The sequence below is a fragment of the Streptomyces similanensis genome, assembly GCF_039543625.1.
Lineage (GTDB): Bacteria > Actinomycetota > Actinomycetes > Streptomycetales > Streptomycetaceae > Streptomyces > Streptomyces similanensis.
Genome location: NZ_BAABKC010000039.1, coordinates 68,263 through 74,627 on the forward strand (window position 1 = coordinate 68,263; position 6,365 = coordinate 74,627).

Genomic DNA, 6,365 nt, shown 5'->3' on the forward strand with positions numbered 1-6,365 from the left:
CGGCTTTCGCCACGTCCGCCCGACGAGCCGCGGCCCGGGCCGCCGCCCCGGACGAGGAAAGGTGCGATGGACGCCATCGAGCTGCTGGAACACGACCACCGCAGGGCGGAGCAACTGTTCCGCGACCACCGCGCCGCGGCCTCCGCGACCCAGCGGCGCGCGGTGATCGAGCTGACCGTCCGCGAGCTGTCCCAGCACGCGGCGCTCGAGGAGATGATGGTCTACCCGCTGGCCAGGAAGGTCCTCCCGGACGGCTCGCGCAAGATCGACGAATGCCTGAGCGACCACCTCGCCGTCAAGAAGCTGCTCCTCGCCCTCGACCGGCTGCCGCCCGGAGACGACCGCGAGGGCGACCTGATGATCCAGCTCGGGCGCGAGTTCGACGCGCACGTGCGCGAGGAGGAGGGCGCACTGCTGCCCGAGCTGCGCGAGCACGTCTCCCCGCAGAACCTGGCCGAGCTGGGGCGGCTCCTCGACCAGGGCAGGCACGCCGCCCCGACCCGCCCCCACCCGAACGCCCCCGACCACCCCCCGGCGCTGACGGTGCTCGGCCCGGTGGCCGCCGCCTACGACCGATTCCGCGACCGTCTCCAGGGAAGGCCGAGCACATGACCACCGACAGCGGTACCACCCGCGTCAGCCAGCCGTCCGAAGGGGCCGGCGAAAAGAGCGGCTTCGACGAGATCTCGATCCTGTGGATCTCCGAGGGCATGAGCTGCGACGGCGACACCGTCTCCATGACGGCCTCGGACCAGCCGTCGATCGAGGACGTCGTGCTCGGGCTGATCCCCGGGCTGCCGAAGGTCAACCTCTACAACAAGGTGCTCTCCCCGAGCCTGGGCGGGGAGGACTACCTCGTCCCCTTCCGTGCCGCGGCCCGCGGTGAGCTGGGCCCGTTCATCCTGGTCATCGAGGGCTCGGTGCCCAACCAGAACATCATCGAGGGCGACGGCTACTGGACCTCCTTCGGCAACGACCTGGAGACCGGCGAGCCGCTCACCCTCAACTGGTGGATCGACCAGCTCGCGCCCAGGGCGTGGGCGGTCGTCGCGGTCGGCACCTGCGCGACGTACGGCGGCATCCACGCGATGGCCGGCAACCCCACCGGCTCGATGGGCCTCGCGGACTACCTCGGCTGGGACTTCAGGTCGCAGGGCGCGCTGCCGATCGTGAACGTGCCCGGCTGCCCGATCCAGCCCGAGAACTTCATGGAGACCCTGACCTGGGTGCTCTACCACGCCGCGGGTTCGGCGCCGCCCCCGCCGCTGGACCACATGCTGCGCCCGCAGTGGCTGTTCGGCAGGACGGTGCACGAGGGCTGCGACCGGGCCGCCTACTACGAGCAGGGCGACTTCGGCAGGGACTACAACTCGCCCAAGTGCCAGGTGAAGATCGGCTGCTGGGGGCCGGTCGTCAACTGCAACGTGCCCAAACGCGGCTGGATGGCCGGCATCGGCGGCTGTCCCAACGTCGGCGGCATCTGCATCGGCTGCACCATGCCGGGCTTCCCCGACGCCTTCATGCCGTTCATGGACGAGCCCACCGGCGGCAGCCTGTCCTCGGTCCTCATCCGGCCCTACGGCGCCTTCATCCGGCGGATGCGCGGCATCACCAGCATGGCCGTCAACAAGGAACCCAGGTGGCGCCACAACCGGGACGAGCTGACCAGCGGCTACGACCCGCACTGGCGTGCCGGGAGCAAGAGCGGAGCGCGCTGACCTCGCATACCGCTCCACCTCGACCCCCGCGACGCCGGGGCAACGGCGAAACTCTCACCACCACCCACACCCCCACCTACGGAGCGTGAGGAGCGGATCATGGGCACGATCAGAGTCGGCCGCCCCGACGTGCGGCCCGACACACCCAGTCACGTCATGGGACTGCACGAGGGCAACAAGGGCCCCAGCCACCGGCAGCAGGGCCACCACAAGGACGGCACGTCCGACGCGCGCCGCTCCACCGGCATCCACTGGAAGAAGCACAACGCGATCTCCAAGACCATGCCGAACATCTCGCCCGCCTGACAGCGGACTCGGCACAGGACCGGACAGCGGAGAGGAAGGAACGGGGATGAGAGCCAAACAGGTGCTGACGGCGGAGGCCGCCGTGATCGGCGGGCTGGTGCTGGCCGTGCTCGTCAAGGAACTGCCCGGCATCGTGCGGGAGATCAGGATCTGGCGGATGGTCGGCGTCCGCCCGCGTCCCGGCCACGCCTGATCCGTACGCACGTGCCACCAATCCGCCCGGGCGGCGGAGACGGATTCCCCGTGTGAGGGATCAAGAGAAGGACCGGAGCGCACCGCGGACGCCGCCGCGCCTTTCACTGGGTGCGCTGAGCGGGGTACTGGCCGGGTGCGCGGCACTGGCGGTGGCCCAACTGGCGGCCGCGGGAGTGCGCCCGCAGGCCGGACCGGTCATCGCGGTGGGGGGCGCGGCCATCGACCGCACCCCCGCCGCGGTGAAGGACTGGGCGATCCGCCACTTCGGCACGGACGACAAACTCGTCCTGCGGCTCGGCATCCTCGCCGTGCTCGCCCTGCTGGCGGTGGCGCTCGGTATGCTGGCGACGCGGCACCGGCGGCTGGGGGCCGCGGGAGTCCTGAGCTTCGGACTGATCGGAGCACTGGCCGCCACCGGCCGGCCCGACTCGGTCGGCCCCACCGACGCACTCCCGTCCGTGGCCGGCGCCCTGGCCGGCGCGCTGCTCCTGTACACCCTGACCGGCTCGCTCCGCCCCGCCCCGGCGCTCCCCGAACCGGACACCCGGCCCGACCCCGGAACCGAATCCGGGCCGCAGCCCGAGCCCGATCCCCACCCCGAGGCCTCTCAGGGATGGGACCGCAGGGGGTTCGTCCTCAAGGCCACCACCGCCGCGGCGGCGTCCGCGGCCGTGGGGCTCGCGGGTCGCTCGCTGAGCGGCGTGCGCGGCCGCGACGCGGCCCTCTCCCGCGAGCGGATCGCGCTCCCGCGCCCCGGCTCGCCGGCCCGCCCGGTGCCCGCGCGGGCCGGGCTGCGCGTCGACGGCGTCAGCCCGTTCACCACCCCGAACCGCGACTTCTACCGCGTGGACACCGCACTGGTCGTGCCCAAGGTCGACGCGACCCGGTGGCGGCTGCGCGTCCACGGCGCGGGAGTGCGCCGGCCGGCCACCTACTCCTTCGACGACCTGCTGCGCCGGGAACTGATCGAACGCGACATCACCCTGACCTGCGTGTCGAACGAGGTCGGCGGCCCCTACGTGGGCAACGCCCGCTGGACCGGCGTACGGCTGGCCGATCTGCTCACCGAGTGCGGGGTGCGGCCGCCCTCCACCGGCGGCCCCGCCGACCAGCTCGTGGCCCGCTCGGTGGACGGCATGACGCTCGGCACCCCGGTGGAAGAGGTGCTGGACGGCCGTGACGCGATGCTCGCGCTCGGCATGAACGGCGAGCCACTGCCGTTCGCACACGGCTTCCCGGTCCGGATGGTGGTCCCCGGCCTGTACGGCTACGTCTCCGCCTGCAAGTGGATCGAGGACATCGAGCTGACCACCTTCGCCGCCTACGACTCCTACTGGGTCAAGCGCGGCTGGGCGAAGCGGGCGCCCATCAAGACCGGGTCGCGGATCGACACCCCCAAGCCGTTCGCCCGGCCCGCGACCGGCACGGTCATGGTGGCCGGCGTCGCCTGGGCCCAGCACCGGGGCATCGACAGGGTCGAGGTACGGGTCGACGACGGCCCCTGGCAGCAGGCGCACCTGGCCGCCGAGGACACCCGCGACACCTGGCGCCAGTGGTCGTTCCCCTGGCAGGCCGCCAAGGGCGGTCACACCCTCACCGTCCGCGCCACCGACCGCACCGGACGGGTCCAGACCGAGCAGCGCGCCCGCACCATCCCCGACGGCGCGAGCGGATGGCACTCGGTCGTCGTCACCGTCGAATGACGGACGGCTCCTCGCCCGAAGGCCGCACGGCCCACGGAACCAGGAGCAGGAGGGGGCCCGCCGGTCACGGCGGGCCCCCTCGTTCGTCGTCCCCGCCGTCAGGCGGGCATCCCCAGCAGGGCGATGGGCGCGGTCGTCGGCCGCCGGGACCCGCCCGCCGGCTCCACGGTGATCCCGACCCCGGAAGCGCCGTCGACGGCGCCCCGCATCAGCACGGTCTGCGTGCTGCGGCCGGGGTCCATCAGACCCGCCGAGCGCATCGTCCCGCCGTCGTCGAACCACAGCTGGTAGACCTTGCCGCTGGGCGGCTCCGGCATCCCGGAGGCCATGAAGACCGCCCGGTCGCGGCCCGCCGAGACCACCAGGGTGCCCGCGCCACCGGCCACCCGCACCGAGCGGGTGCGCGCGTCCGGCGCGGCCAGCACTCCCGCCACCTGCTCGGCCTGCCGCTCCGCCCGGGCCGCGTCGTGCCGGGCGTCCTGCGCCCGCTCGTACTGCCACACCGCCGTACCGCCGAAGGCCGTCGCCGCGGCCACGCACGCGGCCAGCGCCCACCGGGCCGCGCCGCGCCCGCGCGCCGCCCCGCGCCGTACCCGCTCAAGCGGTGCGGCGCTCGGCGGGACCTGGCGCACGGTGCCGATGCGGTGCAGCACCCGCTCGCGCATCTCGGGCCGGGCCGGCGCCGAGGAGGCCAGCGCCAGCCGGGCCGCCGTGGCCGCGAACTCCGCGACCTCCTGCGCGCACGAGGCGCAGCCCGCCAGATGACGTTCGAAGGCGGCCCGTTCGTCGTCGGGCAGCGCGTGCAGCGCGTAGGCGCCGGTCATGCTGTGCAGGTCCATGGTGGTCATGCGGTCACCCCCAGGCAGTCACGGAGCCGGATGAGACCGTCGCGCAGCCGGGTCTTGACGGTGCCCAGCGGCAGCGCGAGCGCCTCGGCGACCTGCCGGTAGGTCAGGCCGCGGTAGTACGCCAGGGTGACCGACTGGCGCTGGAGTTCGGTCAGGGTGCGCAGACAGCGTCGTACCTGCTCCTGCTCCAGCCGGGTCTCGACCTGCTCGGTCACCTGGTCGTACTCGGGTGTCCGGTCCAGCAGCGCGGCCTTGTGGTCGCGGGCCGCGGCGGCCTCCACCGACCGGACCCGGTCCACCGCCCGCCGGTGGGCCAGGGTCAGGATCCAGTTGATGGCCGTGCCGCGTTCGGGCCGGTAGCGCGGCGCCGTGCGCCACACCTCCACCAGGACGTCCTGCGCCACCTCCTCGGACTGCGCCTGGTCGCGCAGCACCGCCCGGACGACCCCGAGCACCGAGCGCACCACGGCGTCGTAGACCACGGTGAAGGCATCCTGGTCGCCGAGGGCCACCTCGTGCAGCAGCCGCTGCAGATCGGGCTCCGGGGCTGGTTTTCTGCCGATGTGCACGGCTTCTTTCACGGTGCTTCTCTCTCCCAGGTGCGATACGGCGGGACGTCCCCGGGTGATCCGAGGCCGCGGCGGGCGCGGATTGGTCGCACGCACCATTGACGCATCCGGGTCGTCGCCGCCGGTCCCGGCGGGGGCGCTACAGCCGTTCGGGTGAACCGCGGATGCGGGGCGGTGACGGCGCGCCTACGGTCGAAACCGCACACCAGTGGGGGACCGAGCCAGGCGGCCCGGACGGCGTCCGCGCGTCCGCGGCCGCGGCGCAGGAGGCCGGCCGACGATGAGACCCAGCAAGCCGCGCCGCCGCGACCGCGCCCGGCCCCGCCTCGTGGACCGGTGGCACGAGGCGGCTCAGCGCCTCACCCCGGTGCAGCGCTCGCTGCTCGTGACGTGGATCTCCTTCGGCACGACCTTCGGCACCGTACGGGTCATCACGCACGGCATCCGGGGCGGCTGGCTGCCCTGGGGCGACATCTCCGCGGGCGGGCGGCACCTGCACCACTACAACCTCGGCATCGCCACGCTCGCGGCGGTGGGCCTGATCGCCGTACGCGGTGACGAGCAGGCCGTCGGACACCCCCGCGTGGCGGCCGCGTACGGCTGCGGAACCGCGCTGATCTGCGACGAGTTCGCCCTGCTCCTGGACCTCCAGGACGTCTACTGGGCGAAGCAGGGGCGGCTCAGCGTCGACGTCTCGCTCGGTGTGATGTCCGTGCTGGGCGCCTATCTGACCGCGAAACCGTTCTGGCACGAGGTGGGCCGCGTCACCCGCGACCACGTCGCCTCCGCGGCCGCCCGCGGCCTGCACGAAGCCGCCTGACCACTCACGGAGACACCCATGCGCAAGACCGGACGAGCACCGCGCCGCACGGACGAGGCGGCGCGCGCCGGGCGCGCCGCGCCGGCGGACCGCGCCGACACCACGACCGCCGCGCAGACGGACCGCGCCGACACCACGACCGCCGCGCAGACGGACCGCGCCGATGCCACGACCGCCGTCCCGGCGGAGCCCGCACCGGCGCCGCC

Annotated in this window: 9 protein-coding genes; 7 read left to right on the plus strand and 2 right to left on the minus strand. The window is 73.6% G+C overall.

What is annotated here, in order from left to right; genetic code table 11:
- The first annotated feature begins 66 nt into the window (after nucleotides 1-66).
- The 5 genes from ABEB07_RS13185 (at nucleotide 67) to ABEB07_RS13205 (ending at nucleotide 3,922) form a co-directional block, all read left to right on the plus strand.
- Nucleotides 67-612 carry a hemerythrin domain-containing protein gene (locus ABEB07_RS13185; protein WP_176151603.1) on the plus strand — a complete coding sequence of 182 codons (546 nt, stop codon included), beginning with the start codon at nucleotides 67-69 and terminating at the stop codon, nucleotides 610-612.
- A complete protein-coding gene (locus tag ABEB07_RS13190; RefSeq protein WP_176151604.1) occupies nucleotides 609-1,718 on the plus strand; it encodes an NADH-quinone oxidoreductase subunit B family protein in 1,110 nt (369 codons plus the stop codon). The genes ABEB07_RS13185 and ABEB07_RS13190 overlap by 4 nt, the downstream gene beginning before the upstream one ends.
- Nucleotides 1,719-1,817: 99 nt before the next feature.
- Complete coding sequence (locus ABEB07_RS13195) at nucleotides 1,818-2,024, plus strand: hypothetical protein (protein ID WP_176151605.1); 207 nt, start codon at nucleotides 1,818-1,820, stop codon at nucleotides 2,022-2,024.
- Nucleotides 2,025-2,070: 46 nt separating this feature from the next.
- Entirely contained in the window at nucleotides 2,071-2,217 is a 147-nt protein-coding gene (locus ABEB07_RS13200) for a hypothetical protein (RefSeq protein ID WP_176151606.1), read from the plus strand.
- A 52-nt stretch (nucleotides 2,218-2,269) separates the two neighbouring features.
- Nucleotides 2,270-3,922 (plus strand): molybdopterin-dependent oxidoreductase, encoded by a 1,653-nt coding sequence (locus ABEB07_RS13205; protein ID WP_345668498.1) that lies wholly within the window; start codon nucleotides 2,270-2,272, stop codon nucleotides 3,920-3,922.
- A gap of 98 nt (nucleotides 3,923-4,020) precedes the next feature.
- Here ABEB07_RS13205 and ABEB07_RS13210 read toward each other — a convergent pair whose 3' ends face one another.
- Nucleotides 4,021-4,770, minus strand: a complete 750-nt coding sequence (locus tag ABEB07_RS13210; protein WP_345668499.1) for an anti-sigma factor — start codon at nucleotides 4,768-4,770, stop codon at nucleotides 4,021-4,023.
- Nucleotides 4,767-5,351 (minus strand): ECF RNA polymerase sigma factor SigK, encoded by a 585-nt coding sequence (locus tag ABEB07_RS13215; RefSeq protein WP_164586110.1) that lies wholly within the window; start codon nucleotides 5,349-5,351, stop codon nucleotides 4,767-4,769. Before ABEB07_RS13215 ends, ABEB07_RS13210 begins: the two co-directional genes overlap by 4 nt.
- Before the next feature lie 268 nt (nucleotides 5,352-5,619).
- Between ABEB07_RS13215 and ABEB07_RS13220 the strand changes: the two genes are divergently transcribed.
- Nucleotides 5,620-6,159, plus strand: a complete 540-nt coding sequence (locus tag ABEB07_RS13220; protein WP_164586112.1) for a hypothetical protein — start codon at nucleotides 5,620-5,622, stop codon at nucleotides 6,157-6,159.
- Nucleotides 6,160-6,177: 18 nt separating this feature from the next.
- Nucleotides 6,178-6,365 (plus strand): hypothetical protein (locus ABEB07_RS13225; RefSeq protein WP_345668500.1); only part of this gene is annotated, 188 nt, incomplete at its 3' end.